The sequence below is a fragment of the Rhodococcus sp. NPDC059234 genome (assembly GCF_042754225.1).
In the GTDB taxonomy this organism is placed as follows: domain Bacteria; phylum Actinomycetota; class Actinomycetes; order Mycobacteriales; family Mycobacteriaceae; genus Rhodococcus_G.
The window spans coordinates 17190-29279 of the sequence record NZ_JBHZAH010000061.1; the positions used below are offsets into that span (position 1 = coordinate 17190).

A 12090-nucleotide genomic window follows, 5' to 3' on the forward strand; every position below is an offset into this window, starting at 1 on the left:
AGCCAGGAGCCCGATCGGTGTTCGAATCCCTTTCCGACAGGTTGACAGGTGCCCTCAAGGACCTGCGTGGCAAGGGCCGGTTGTCCGGTGCCGACATCGACGCGACGTGCCGGGAGATCCGGCTCGCGCTGCTCGAGGCCGACGTCGCGCTGCCCGTCGTCCGCTCCTTCATCGCCAAGATCAAGGAGCGGGCGAAGGGCGCCGAGGTTTCCGGCGCGCTCAACCCGGCCCAGCAGGTCGTCAAGATCGTCAACGAGGAACTCGTCGGCATTCTCGGCGGCGAGACCCGGCGACTGCAGTTCGCGAAGAACCCGCCGACCGTCGTCATGCTCGCCGGCCTGCAGGGTTCCGGTAAGACGACCCTCGCGGGCAAGCTCGCCAAGTGGATGGCCGGACAGGGCCACACCCCGCTGCTGGTGGCGTGCGACCTGCAGCGCCCCGGCGCCGTCAGCCAGCTGCAGATCGTCGGCGAGCGGGCCGGTGCGGCGGTCTTCGCCCCGCACCCGGGCACCTCGATCGGTGGCGGCGACAACGAGCTCGGCGTGTCCGCGGCCGACCCGGTCGACGTCGCGCGCCGCGGCATCGAGGAGGCTCGCGCCAAGCACTACGACGTCGTGATCGTCGATACCGCGGGCCGCCTCGGCATCGACGAGGAACTGATGGGCCAGGCCGCGGGCATCCGCGACGCCGTGCAGCCCGACGAGGTGCTGTTCGTCCTCGACGCGATGACCGGCCAGGACGCGGTGCACACCGCGGAGGCGTTCAAGGCAGGCGTCGGGTTCACCGGCGTGGTGCTGACCAAGCTCGACGGAGACGCGCGCGGCGGCGCCGCGCTCAGCGTCCGCGAGATCACCGGCGAACCGATCATGTTCGCGTCGACCGGTGAGAAGCTCGAGGACTTCGACGTCTTCCACCCCGACCGGATGGCCAGCCGGATCCTCGGCATGGGCGACGTGCTCAGCCTCATCGAGCAGGCCGAGCAGGTCTTCGATGCGAAACAGGCCGAGGCCGCCGCGCACAAGATCGGCTCCGGCCAGCTCACCCTCGAGGACTTCCTCGAGCAGATGATGGCCGTGCGCAAGATGGGTCCGATCGGCAACCTGCTGGGCATGCTCCCCGGCGCGGGCCAGATGAAGGACGCGTTGGCCAACGTCGACGAGAAGCAGCTCGACCGGGTGCAGGCGATCATCCGCGGCATGACCCCCGCCGAGCGCGAGGATCCCAAGATCATCAACGCCTCCCGGCGGCTGCGCATCGCCAACGGCTCCGGCGTCAAGGTCTCCGACGTCAACCAGCTGGTCGACCGATTCTTCGAGGCCCGCAAGATGATGGCCGCGATGGCCGGCCGGATGGGCATGCCCGGCGCGCGGTCGAGCCAGCGCAGCAAGAAGGGCAAGAAGGGGAAGAAGGGCGGCAAGGGCCCGACCCAGCCGAAGATCCGCGGCGGATTCCCCGGCATGCCCGCCGGTATGCCGGGTGGATTCCCCGGCCTGCCGCCCGGCATGGATCTGTCGAAGATGCCGAAGGGCCTCGACGAGTTGCCGCCGGGTCTCGAGGGCATCGACCTGTCCCAGCTCAAGCTGCCGAAGAAGTAGTCGTGGCGGTGCGGCTGGCCGGTGTCGGGCTGCCCGTCGAGGAGCCCGTCGAGCTGTGGATCGACGACGGGGTGATCTCCTCCGAGCCCGTCGCAGGCGCGGAGACGCTCAGCGGCTCGGGCTGGATCCTCCCCGGACTCGTCGACGCGCACTGCCACGTCGGCATCCGGTACGGCGGCGGTCACGAGGACGAGGCGGGCGTGCTCGCCCAGGCGCAGACCGAACGCGACGCCGGGGTGCTGCTGCTGCGGGACGCGGGCTCGCCCGTGGACACCCGCGCCCTCGACCAGCGCGCGGACCTGCCGCGGATCGTCCGGGCCGGCCGGCACATCGCGATGGCCAAGCGGTACATCCGTGGCCTGCCGATCGACCTCGAGGACGAGTCGCAGCTGCCCGCGGCGGTCACCGAGCAGGCCCTGCGCGGCGACGGCTGGGTCAAGCTGGTCGGGGACTGGATCGACCGGTCGGTGGGCGACCTGCGTCCGCTGTGGGGCGACGCCGTGCTCAAGGAGGCGATCGACGCCGCGCACCGGGTCGGCGCCCGGGTCACCGCGCACGTGTTCGGCGAGGACGCGCTGCCCGGCCTGATCGAGGCCGGCATCGACTGCATCGAACACGGCACCGGACTGACCGCCGACACCATCGAGATGATGGTCGAACGCGGTACCGCGCTGGTGCCGACGCTGATCAACATCGCGACCTTCCCCGAGATCGCCGATTCCGCCGACCGGTTCCCCGTCTACGCCGCGCACATGCGGGACCTGCACGCGCGGGTCGGGGCGACGATCGGCGCGGCGCACGAGGCCGGGATCCCGATCTACGCGGGAACTGATGCGGGCGGCTCGATCCGGCACGGCCGGATCGCCGACGAGGTCGCGGCGCTCGCCGCGGTCGGGCTCGGTCCGACCGGGGCCCTCGGCGCCGCCTGCTGGGATGCCCGCACCTGGCTGGGCCACCCCGGACTCGAGGCCGGGGCGCCCGCGGACCTGCTCGTCTACGACCGGGATCCACGCACCGGGCCGGACGTGCTCGCCGAGCCCGACCTGGTGGTCCTGCGCGGTCGGGTGGTCGCGGCGCGAGGCCGGTTCGCCTGACCGCGGCCGATCACTTCGCGCAGCCTCTCACTTCGCGCAGCCGTCGCCCCCGTCGCCGGCCCGCGCGGTGAACCGGACCTCGCTGACCGAGGTGACGTCGTTGAACGGCGCGAACTGCTCACCGGTCCGATTCGTGATCGGCTGACCGTCGACCGTCGAGACGACGGTCAACTTCGCGGTGCGGCTGGTCTTGTCGACCTCGAGGGTCTGGATGCCCCGTTCGGGCTTCAGTTCCTGCTCGACGGTGCTGCCGTCGTCGAAGGTCCAGGTCACCCTGGTGATCTTGCGGTTCTGCGCGAACCGATCGGACCCGTCGGCGTCGGTCTTGTCGTGGCCGGGGTCGATGCCGACGGTCGCGAGCTGCTGAGCGCAGACGAAACTGATCGACAGTGACTGGCCCTGGGTTCCCCGGCAGCGCCACGCGGTGGTCAGGTCGCCGTCGGTGGCGTTGGGCGCCTCGTAGGTGTGCGGTCGCCCGGCCGAGTCCACCGCCGGCGGGTAGGTCGCGCAGGCGGCGACCACACCGGTGGGGGTGACCGGCATCGTGTTCGTGGGCCCGGTCGAGCCCGTCGTCGTGTCGGACGATCCGTCGGATCCGTCGGACTCCGCGGTGGCGCTGCCGGCGACCGTCGTCGAATTGTCCTGCGTCAGTGCGCGATTGAGCAGGTATCCGCCACCGCCGAGGAGGGCGACCACGATCGCCACGGCGGCCAGGACCGCGAGCCACCCGCGCACGGACAGCGGCGGTCGGTACGGGGGTGGGGACGACTGGGAGGCCGCCGGGGGAGCCGGTGTGGTCGGCGGGGGCGTGGCAGGCGCCGGGTCGACGGTGCTCGCCGGCGGCTGGTCGGGGTCTGTCGAGGGCGCCGGGACCGCTGCCGCCGTGGCGGGTATCACGGTGGTCGGTGCGTCGGCCGCCGCCGTACCGGGTGTTGTCGGTGCCGGCGCGGCCGGTTCGGGCTTCGGCGGCGTCGCGCCCGGCTTCGGGCCGTCGGTCATGCGGCTTCCGCCTTCTCGGGGAAGCGGCGTGCCTGCGCGAGCCCCAGGTCGTAGGCGAGGGCGGCGAAGGCCACCAGCGACTGAACGATCGCCAGCGCGAGCACCGTGATGCCGGCCCAGCCGAGTCCGACGACCAGGGTCAGGTCGTCGCGGGAGTCCCCGACCAGGTCCTCTCCCAGCCGCGGCACGTTGCTGACCACGATCAGCAGGAACAGGGCCAGCAGCGCCCCGACCGTCGCGGCCGCGGTGGAGATCGCGTGCAGCACCGGTCCCGCACCCCGGATCAGGGCGAGACGGGGCAACGTCGACAGTCCGGCGGTGATGCCGGAGAACAGCAGGCAGACGACCACGAGCAGGCCCTGCGGCAGGACGAATCCGCTGATGGCGACCTCGCCTGCGGAGGTGTGCACGCTCAGGTACGGGCCGAAACCGATCAGCAGGCTGGCCAGGCCCAGCACCAGGACGGTGGCGGCCAGCACACTGGCGCGGCTGCGGTCCGGCGGCGGTGGGCCGTCCGTGAAGGCCGGATACGACAACTGACGTCCCCCTTGGTCGCGGTAGCTGCGGCTGACCGGAGTTTAGGCGGATGACGTCGGGCGAGCCGGGCAATCCGCGCCGAGTCGGGCGATTCGCCCCGCGGCCCGCGCGTCTGGCAGAATGGTCCGCTGTTCGCCCGTCTCCGGTTACGTACCGCGCGGCGGTCACGACAACCCCTCAACGCAAAACCGGGTACGCACTCCGTGCGTATCGCTGAATTGCGCCGTGACCATCTGAAAGGCTCGACCATGGCTGTCAAGATCAAGCTCATGCGGCTCGGCAAGATCCGCACCCCGCACTACCGCATCGTCATCGCCGACTCTCGCACCCGCCGCAACGGCCGTGCGATCGAGACCATCGGCAAGTACCACCCCAAGGAAGAGCCCTCCCTGATCGAGATCGACTCGGAGCGCGCGCAGTACTGGCTCGGCGTCGGCGCCCAGCCCACCGAGCCGGTCGAGAACCTGCTCAAGATCACCGGTGACTGGCAGAAGTTCAAGGGCCTGCCGGGCACCGAGGGCACCCTGAAGACCAAGGAAGCCAAGCCGAGCAAGCTGGAGCTCTTCCAGGCCGCGCTGGCGCAGGCCGACAGCGAGCCGGTCGCCGAGGCGATCACCCCGAAGAAGAAGGCCGCCAAGAAGGCCGACGCCGAGGAGGCCGCCGAGGCCCCCGCCGAGGCCGCCGCGGATTCCGAGGCTGCTGACAAGTGAGTGCCGTTGTCGCCGATGCCGTCGAACACCTCGTTCGCGGTATCGTCGCCAATCCCGACGACGTCCGGGTGGAGCTGATCACCGGACGCCGCGGGCGCACCGTAGAGGTGCACGTGCACCCCGACGACCTGGGCAAGGTCATCGGGCGTGGCGGGCGCACCGCGACCGCGCTGCGGACCCTGGTCACCGGCATCGGTGGCCGCGGTATCCGCGTCGACGTGATCGACACGGATCAGTAGCGGTCGACGTGGAGCTCGTCATCGGGCGTGTGGCCAAGTCGCACGGCATCAGGGGTGAACTCGCCGTAGAGATACGGACCGACGATCCCGACCAGCGCTTCGCCGTTGGTTCCGTGCTGCACGGTCGCAAGCCCCGCGAGCGCACTCTCACCAGTTTCACGGTGGAAGCCGCCCGGGAGCATTCCGGGCGGCTTCTGCTGCGTCTGCGGGGTGTCGACGACCGTACCGCCGCCGACGCCCTGCGCGGCACCCTCTTCGTGATCGACAGTGCGGACGTGCCGCCGTCGGACGACCCGGACGCGTTCTACGACCACGAACTCGAGGGTCTGGCGGTCCGGCTCGCCGACGGAACGCCGATCGGCACCGTCAACGAGGTGCTGCACTCGGCCGCCGGGGAGCTGCTCTCCGTGCGCCCGGAAGGTCGGGAGTCGGGCGAGATCCTGATCCCGTTCGTCACCGCGATCGTCCCCGTCGTCTCCGTGGCCGAGGGCTACGTCGAGATCGATCCGCCCGAAGGTCTACTGGATCCGGAGTAGTCGTGCGCCTGGACGTCATCACGATCTTCCCCGAGTACCTCGAACCGCTGCGAACCGCGTTGCTGGGCAAGGCCATCGACAAGGGCCTGATCTCTGTCGGCGTGCGCGACCTGCGCGACTGGACCCACGACGTGCACAAGGCCGTCGACGACTCGCCCTACGGCGGCGGTCCCGGCATGGTCATGAAGCCGACCGTGTGGGGCGAGGCACTCGACGAGGTGCTCGGCACCGAACCCGATCCCGAGACGTTGCTGGTGGTGCCGACCCCGGCCGGGCAGCCGTTCACCCAGGAGACCGCGCACCGCTGGGCAGGGGAGAAGCGGCTGGTGTTCGCCTGCGGTCGCTACGAGGGCATCGACCAGCGCGTCTTCGACGACGCTGCGCGGCGGGTACGCGTCGAGGAGGTCAGCATCGGCGACTACGTGCTGATCGGCGGCGAGGCCGCGGTGCTGGTGATGGCTGAGGCCGTGGTGCGGCTACTTCCCGGCGTCCTCGGCAATCAGCAGTCGCACCAAGAGGATTCGTTCTCCGACGGGCTGCTCGAGGGGCCCAGCTTCACCCGGCCGGTGAACTGGCGCGAGCTCGAGGTCCCGCCGGTGCTGCTGTCCGGCGACCACGCCAAGGTGGACCGCTGGCGTCGCGAGCAGTCGCTGCTGCGCACTCGCGACCGACGGCCCGACCTGCTCGAACACGTCGAGCTCTCCGACGTCGATCGCGCGGTTCTCGAGTCCTGACGCTCCCGAGGTGTCGGGTGGTGTCGGTGCCTGCCGGTAGGGTCGATCGCCGTGACCTCAGCTGTGAACGCACCCGTTCTGAAATCAGTCAACGCACGGATCGCCGCCGAACTCGACGTCCGGGAGGAGCAGGTCCGCGCCGCGGTGGAACTGCTCGACGGCGGCGCGACGGTCCCGTTCATCGCCCGCTACCGCAAGGAAGTCACCGGCACCCTCGACGACGCCCAGCTGCGTCTGCTCGAAGAGCGCCTGCGCTACCTGCGTGAGCTCGACGAGCGCCGCGTCGCGGTGCTCGAGTCGATCCGGTCCCAGGACAAGCTCACGGACGAGCTCGCGGGCCAGATCATGTTGGCCGACACCAAGGCTCGGCTCGAGGACATCTACCTGCCGTTCAAGCCGAAGCGCCGGACCAAGGCCCAGATCGCTCGCGAGGCCGGGCACCAGCCGGTGGCGGACACCCTGCTGGCGGACCCGACCACCGATCCCGCGCAGTACACCGCCGAGCAGCTCGCCGGCGCCCGCGACATCCTCGTCGAGGAGTTCGCGGAGGACGCCGACCTGGTCGGCGAACTGCGCGAGCTGATGTGGACCCGCGGGCAGGTCAAGTCGGCGGTCCGCAAGGGCAAGGAGACCGACGGCGCCAAGTTCTCCGACTACTTCGAGTTCTCCGAGCCGTTCGCCAAGCTCCCCAGCCACCGCATCCTCGCCATGTTCCGGGGCGAGAAGGAGGAGGTGCTCTCGCTCTCCCTCGACCCCGAGACCGAGGAGCAGCCGGTCGGCGAGGTCAGCGTGTACGAGGGCCGGATCGCCTCGCGCTTCGGCGTCGCCGATCGGGGCCGGCCCGGCGACCGCTGGCTGCTCGACACCGTGCGCTGGGCGTGGAAGACGAAGATGCTGATCAGTCTCGGCATCGACACCCGGATGCGGCTGCGCCAGGCGGCCGAGCGCGACGCCGTCGACGTGTTCGCGATGAACCTCAAGGACCTGCTGCTCGCCGCGCCGGCGGGTACCCGCACCACGATGGGCCTGGACCCCGGTTTCCGCACCGGCACCAAGGTCGCGGTGGTCGACTCGACCGGCAAGGTGCTCGCGCACGACACGATCTACCCGCACCAGCCCGCGAACAAGTGGGACCAGTCGCTGGCCACCCTCGCCGCGCTGGCCGCCAGGCACCGGGTCGACCTGATCGCGATCGGCAACGGCACCGCGTCCAGGGAGACCGACGCGCTGGCGGCGGACCTGATCAAGAAGTTCCCCGAGGCAGGCCTGACCAAGGTGATGGTCTCGGAGGCGGGCGCCTCGGTGTACTCGGCGTCCGCGTACGCCTCCGCGGAACTGCCCGACCTGGACGTGTCGATCCGCGGCGCGGTGTCCATCGCCCGGCGACTGCAGGATCCGCTCGCCGAACTGGTGAAGATCGACCCGAAGTCGATCGGCGTCGGTCAGTACCAGCACGACGTGTCCGAGACGCTGCTCGCGCGGTCGCTGTCGGCGGTCGTCGAGGACGCGGTGAACGCGGTCGGCGTCGACGTCAACACCGCCTCGGTGCCGCTGCTGTCGCGGGTCTCGGGCATCACTGGCTCGCTCGCCGAGTCGATCGTCGCGCACCGGGACACCAACGGTCCCTTCCGTAACCGCCGGGGGATCCTCGACGTGGCGCGGCTCGGGCCGAAGGCGTTCGAGCAGTGCGCCGGCTTCCTGAAGATCACCGACGGTGACGATCCGCTCGACGCCTCCGCCGTGCACCCCGAGGCGTACCCGGTGGTGCGGCGGATCGTCGAGGCCAGCGGGTCGGGCGTCAAGGAGATCATCGGCAACATCTCGGTGCTGCGGTCGCTGCGGGCGCAGGACTTCGCCGACGAGCAGTTCGGCCTGCCGACCGTGACCGACATCATCGCCGAGCTAGAGAAGCCGGGCCGGGACCCGCGGCCGGAGTTCAAGACCGCGACGTTCGCCTCCGGTGTGGAGAAGGTCGCCGACCTGAAGCCGGGCATGACGCTCGAGGGCGTCGTCACCAACGTCGCGGCGTTCGGTGCGTTCGTCGACGTGGGGGTGCACCAGGACGGGCTCGTGCACGTCTCGGCGATGTCGCACAACTTCGTCCGCGATCCGCGCGAGGTGGTCAAGTCCGGTGACGTGGTCAAGGTGAAGGTGATGGAGGTCGACCTGCAGCGCCAGCGGATCGGCCTGAGCCTGCGCCTCGACGACGAGCCCGGCGCGCCGAAGCAGTCGGGACCGCGGCAGTCCGGCCAGCAGTCGGGCGGACCGCGGCAGGGCGGTGGCCAGCGCGGCGGCGGTCAGCGTCAGGGACAGGGACAGGGCGGTCAGCGTCAGGGCGGCGGCCGGTCCGATCGGCAGCCGGCGGGCGGCTCGATGGCCGACGCGCTCCGCAAGGCCGGCTTCGGCCAGTAGCGGCTGCGCCGCCTGTGCGCGTTCGGTACCCCAACTGGGGTACCGAACGCGCACAGCGCCGGTCAGTAGCCGCCGATGCCCTTGCCGATCATCACCACACCGATCACCAGCAGCAGGGTCGCCATAACCGCCGCGTTGTTGGCGGTCAGCCACGCCTTCAGGCTGTTCAGCCAGCCGGTGACCCGGTCGCGGGCCGCGAAGTACGCGATCACCGGGATCGCGACCGTGCTCGCCGCGAGGACGGTGAACACGACCCCGGCGACGGTCAGGGTGGCGCCGTTGACGCCGAGTTGGGCGACGGCCACCGCCGCGCCGACGATCATCAGCAGGTTCTTCGGGTTCACGACGGACAGGAGAACGCCGAGGCCGAACGCCTTGGCGGGGGTCACCTTGTCGATGGCCGCGAGCCAGGCCGGCATCTGGGGCTGCTTACCCGGCGCCGGGCGGCCCCTCCACTGCTTCGCGGCGAGCAGGAGCAGCAGGACACCCAGAACGATCTTGATCGTCGCGGAGGTGGCGTTGCCCCCCGAACTCGTGCTGAGCCCGGCGACGCTCGCGACCACGACGAGCACCGCGTAGCCGCCCGCGATTCCCAGCACCCAGCCCGCGGTGAAGCTGGTCGCGGTGCTGCCGGCTTTCGGCGTCAGCAGCATGAGGATCGCGGCGATGATCGGGATCGGGCTGATCGCGACGCCGAGCGCGAGCGGAAGGATGTCACCGATGGCTGTTCCCATGCTTGGAATGCTGTCAGCACGGGCGACGCGCGGACCCACCCGAAACGGGTGATTCGTCCGCGTGCGGAGTCCTCGGTCGAGGTGACATGCTCGTGGACATGGCACCGCAGAGCGTCCCGATCACGAAGAAACCGCCGGCGCCCGCGCCCCCCGAGGCTTCGTCGACGCCGACCGTGTCGACGAAGGGCATGTCGTGGATCCCCGGCGGAACCTTCTGGATGGGCTCCGAGGACTTCTACCCGGAGGAGCGCCCGGTTCATCAGGTGCAGGTCGACGGGTTCTGGATGGACACCCACCAGGTGACGGTCGCCGAGTTCCGCCGGTTCGTGAAGGACACCGGCCACGTGACGGTCGCCGAGACCGCGCCCGACCCGGCCGACTACCCGGACGCCGACCCGGATCTGCTGGTCCCGGGATCGTTGGTGTTCACCCCGCCGCCCGGACCGGTGTCCCTCGACGACTACCGCCGGTGGTGGTCCTGGGTACCCGGTGCGGATTGGCGTCACCCCGAGGGGCCCGACAGCAATGTCGGTGGGCGCGAACGGCATCCGGTCACGCACGTGGCGTACCGCGACGCGCAGGCCTATGCGGCCTGGGCGGGCAAGGAGTTGGCGACCGAGGCGGAGTGGGAGTTCGCCGCGCGCGGGGGACTGGACCGCAAGACGTACACCTGGGGCGACGACTTCACGCCGGGCGGCAGGCATCAGGCCAACACCTGGCAGGGCCAGTTCCCGTGGCAGAACCTCGCCGAGGACGGTTTCGTCGGCACCTCGCCGATCGGATCGTTCCGGCCCAACGGGTACGGCCTGGTCGACATGGCGGGCAACGTGTGGGAGTGGACGACCGACTTCCACACCGCCGATCACGGCCGGTCCGGCAAGAACGTCGCCCCCGCCGACTCGTGCTGCATCCCGCGCAATCCGCGGGTGGCCGCCGCGGTCAGGGTGGACGGGGAGCCGTACGCGCGCCGGGTGATCAAGGGCGGCTCGCACCTGTGCGCGCCGAACTACTGCCTGCGCTACCGGCCCGCGGCGCGTCAGGGTGAGTCGGAGGAGACCTCGACCTGCCACATCGGCTTCCGTTGTCTCGTCAGGGGGCTGGGCCCGAGCTGATGAAGAACTGGCTGCAGGACGAGATCATCGCGCACGGCAAACTGCCGCTGCTGTGCTTCCTGCTGGGGTTCATCGGCGGCTTCGTCTTCATCAGGTTCAGCGTCCGGATGATCCGCGCGAAGGTGCGGTGGTGGCCGGGCAACGTCACGCCGGGCGGCCAGCACGTGCACCACGTCGTGTTCGGGGTGGTCGCCATGCTGCTGTCGGGGGTGGCGTTGATCGCCACCTACGAGGACGGTTCGCCGACCACGGGTGCGGTGCTGGCGGCCTGCTTCGGCGTCGGGGCGGCGCTGGTGCTCGACGAGTTCGCGTTGATCTTCTACCTCAAGGACGTGTACTGGGAGGAGCAGGGCCGCGCCTCGGTCGACGCGGTGTTCGTCGCGCTCGCCGTGACCGGACTGCTGCTGCTCGGCGCCCGACCGGACGCCATAATCAACGTGTCCGACTTCCGGGACAACCCCGAGCTGTGGGTGCGAGTGGTGCTGGCGGTGGGATCCCTGGTGAGCCTGCTGGTCGCGGCCGTGGTGATCGCGAAGGGCAAGATCTGGACCGGCCTGGTGGGGATGTTCTTCTTCCCGCTGCTGCTGGTCGGGGCGATTCGCCTGAGTCGGCCGGGTGCGCCGTGGGCGCGGTGGCGCTACGGGGACAAGCCGAAGCGGATGCGCCGCGCCATCGAACGGGAGAAACGGTTCCGCCGACCGATCGTGCGGGCCAAGATCTACGTGCAGGACCTGATCGCGGGCAAGCCGAGCGTCGAGCACGCGAGGGCGGCCACGGAGGACGAGTTGGAGCGGACCGTGCGCGCCGCGCCGCCGGTCCCGCAGCACGAGCACGCCGTCCCATAGGCCCGGATTTCGCCGTGGACCTGCTCGTCTGGCACAATTGACGGGTTGCCCGTCACGGGCGCACCTACCTAATCGGAGTACGAACCAGCCGAGTGCCGCTGACGCGGTGCCGCTCGGGTCCTCTGCTCATGCGAAAACGCAAGGATGGATCAACCGATGAACACACTGGACTTCCTGGACGCCCAGTCGCTCCGCACCGACATTCCGGAGTTCCGTCCCGGTGACACCCTGAACGTGCACGTCAAGGTTATCGAGGGCTCGAAGGAGCGCGTGCAGGTCTTCAAGGGCGTCGTCATCCGTCGCCAGGGCGGCGGCATCCGCGAGACCTTCACGGTCCGCAAGGTCTCCTTCAGCGTCGGCGTCGAGCGCACCTTCCCGGTGCACAGCCCGAACATCGCCGAGATCGAGGTCCTGACCCGCGGTGACGTGCGTCGCGCCAAGCTGTACTACCTCCGCGATCTGCGTGGCAAGAAGGCCAAGATCAAGGAAAAGCGCTGAGCTTTCGCGTCGGCCCGGCCCCGGAACAGTCAATCTGTTCCGGGG

Annotated in this window: 13 protein-coding genes; 10 read left to right on the top strand and 3 right to left on the bottom strand. The window is 70.2% G+C overall.

Annotated elements, in window-relative coordinates; genetic code table 11:
- Positions 1-17: 17 nt before the first annotated feature.
- Both ffh and ACFXGJ_RS14455 read left to right on the top strand, forming a co-directional pair.
- Positions 18-1595 (top strand): signal recognition particle protein, encoded by a 1578-nt coding sequence (gene ffh, locus ACFXGJ_RS14450; protein ID WP_378620870.1) that lies wholly within the window; start codon positions 18-20, stop codon positions 1593-1595.
- A gap of 2 nt (positions 1596-1597) precedes the next feature.
- Positions 1598-2689, top strand: a complete 1092-nt coding sequence (locus ACFXGJ_RS14455; RefSeq protein WP_378620873.1) for an amidohydrolase family protein — start codon at positions 1598-1600, stop codon at positions 2687-2689.
- 27 nt (positions 2690-2716) lie between these two features.
- On the opposite strand, the gene ACFXGJ_RS14460 is transcribed toward ACFXGJ_RS14455, so the two are convergent.
- Positions 2717-3688 carry an NADase-type glycan-binding domain-containing protein gene (locus ACFXGJ_RS14460; protein ID WP_378620877.1) on the bottom strand — a complete coding sequence of 324 codons (972 nt, stop codon included), beginning with the start codon at positions 3686-3688 and terminating at the stop codon, positions 2717-2719.
- The gene (locus tag ACFXGJ_RS14465; RefSeq protein ID WP_378620880.1) at positions 3685-4224 is read right to left on the bottom strand and encodes a DUF5336 domain-containing protein; all 540 of its coding nucleotides are present in this window, start codon (positions 4222-4224) and stop codon (positions 3685-3687) included. The genes ACFXGJ_RS14460 and ACFXGJ_RS14465 overlap by 4 nt, the downstream gene beginning before the upstream one ends.
- Before the next feature lie 249 nt (positions 4225-4473).
- On the opposite strand from ACFXGJ_RS14465, the gene rpsP reads away from it, so the two are divergent.
- The 5 genes from rpsP to ACFXGJ_RS14490 are packed head-to-tail and all read left to right on the top strand — an operon-like array spanning position 4474 to position 8856.
- Entirely contained in the window at positions 4474-4935 is a 462-nt protein-coding gene (rpsP, locus tag ACFXGJ_RS14470; RefSeq protein WP_142101122.1) for a 30S ribosomal protein S16, read from the top strand.
- Positions 4932-5174, top strand: a complete 243-nt coding sequence (locus ACFXGJ_RS14475; RefSeq protein WP_378423065.1) for an RNA-binding protein — start codon at positions 4932-4934, stop codon at positions 5172-5174. The genes rpsP and ACFXGJ_RS14475 overlap by 4 nt, the downstream gene beginning before the upstream one ends.
- 8 nt (positions 5175-5182) lie before the next feature.
- Positions 5183-5710, top strand: coding sequence for a ribosome maturation factor RimM (gene rimM / locus ACFXGJ_RS14480; protein ID WP_378620882.1), 528 nt, complete (start codon positions 5183-5185; stop codon positions 5708-5710).
- A gap of 2 nt (positions 5711-5712) precedes the next feature.
- Positions 5713-6444, top strand: coding sequence for a tRNA (guanosine(37)-N1)-methyltransferase TrmD (gene trmD / locus ACFXGJ_RS14485; protein WP_378620885.1), 732 nt, complete (start codon positions 5713-5715; stop codon positions 6442-6444).
- Positions 6445-6495: 51 nt separating this feature from the next.
- On the top strand, positions 6496-8856 hold the full coding sequence (locus tag ACFXGJ_RS14490; protein WP_378620889.1) for a Tex family protein: 2361 nt from the start codon (positions 6496-6498) through the stop codon (positions 8854-8856).
- A gap of 62 nt (positions 8857-8918) precedes the next feature.
- Here ACFXGJ_RS14490 and ACFXGJ_RS14495 read toward each other — a convergent pair whose 3' ends face one another.
- The gene (locus ACFXGJ_RS14495) at positions 8919-9590 is read right to left on the bottom strand and encodes a GAP family protein (RefSeq protein WP_378620892.1); all 672 of its coding nucleotides are present in this window, start codon (positions 9588-9590) and stop codon (positions 8919-8921) included.
- Positions 9591-9778: 188 nt separating this feature from the next.
- Here ACFXGJ_RS14495 and ACFXGJ_RS14500 point away from each other — a divergent pair, with 188 nt between their 5' ends.
- The 3 genes from ACFXGJ_RS14500 (at position 9779) to rplS (ending at position 12045) form a co-directional block, all read left to right on the top strand.
- Entirely contained in the window at positions 9779-10702 is a 924-nt protein-coding gene (locus tag ACFXGJ_RS14500) for a formylglycine-generating enzyme family protein (protein ID WP_378620902.1), read from the top strand.
- On the top strand, positions 10702-11547 hold the full coding sequence (locus ACFXGJ_RS14505; RefSeq protein ID WP_378620895.1) for a hypothetical protein: 846 nt from the start codon (positions 10702-10704) through the stop codon (positions 11545-11547). The genes ACFXGJ_RS14500 and ACFXGJ_RS14505 overlap by 1 nt, the downstream gene beginning before the upstream one ends.
- Positions 11548-11703: 156 nt before the next feature.
- On the top strand, positions 11704-12045 hold the full coding sequence (gene rplS, locus ACFXGJ_RS14510; protein WP_142101113.1) for a 50S ribosomal protein L19: 342 nt from the start codon (positions 11704-11706) through the stop codon (positions 12043-12045).
- The last annotated feature ends 45 nt before the right edge of the window (positions 12046-12090 follow it).

What these genes read in the sequence shown, in the direction of transcription:
- rplS (WP_142101113.1), top strand. Translation starts at nt 11,704, where the DNA reads ATGAACACACTGGACTTCCTGGACGCCCAGTCGCTCCGCACCGACATT.
- rpsP (WP_142101122.1), top strand. Translation starts at nt 4,474, where the DNA reads ATGGCTGTCAAGATCAAGCTCATGCGGCTCGGCAAGATCCGCACCCCG.
- ACFXGJ_RS14505 (WP_378620895.1), top strand. Translation starts at nt 10,702, where the DNA reads ATGAAGAACTGGCTGCAGGACGAGATCATCGCGCACGGCAAACTGCCG.
- ACFXGJ_RS14495 (WP_378620892.1), bottom strand. Translation starts at nt 9,590, where the DNA reads ATGGGAACAGCCATCGGTGACATCCTTCCGCTCGCGCTCGGCGTCGCG.
- ACFXGJ_RS14460 (WP_378620877.1), bottom strand. Translation starts at nt 3,688, where the DNA reads ATGACCGACGGCCCGAAGCCGGGCGCGACGCCGCCGAAGCCCGAACCG.
- ACFXGJ_RS14500 (WP_378620902.1), top strand. Translation starts at nt 9,779, where the DNA reads ATGTCGTGGATCCCCGGCGGAACCTTCTGGATGGGCTCCGAGGACTTC.